Genomic DNA, 201 nt, shown 5'->3' with positions numbered 1-201 from the left:
GCTGATATCGGCGGATATTGAGCTGGCGTTGTTATTGGCTATTGGGTTCTGGAATGAGAACCGCGAAGCCCAGTCACTCCCGGCGGGGTTTAAAGCCTTGTTGAATGGCAGGACGTTGCCACGGTCTGGGCGGAGGTCAAGCACCTCAGTGGGCGGGAATTGCTCTCGGCCGGGGCGGAAATGGCCGAGGTCACGGTGCGC

Annotated in this window: 1 pseudogene; it reads left to right on the top strand. The window is 60.2% G+C overall.

What is annotated here, in order from left to right:
• Positions 1-102: 102 nt before the first annotated feature.
• Positions 103-201: pseudogene (locus Xhom_RS25510) on the top strand (phage head closure protein); the annotation flags it as partial.

Origin of the sequence: Xenorhabdus hominickii, from assembly GCF_002632725.1 — a bacterium.
GTDB lineage: Bacteria > Pseudomonadota > Gammaproteobacteria > Enterobacterales > Enterobacteriaceae > Xenorhabdus > Xenorhabdus hominickii.
Note: the sequence above shows the minus strand (reverse complement) of the source record. Positions and strands in the feature narration are given on the sequence as shown.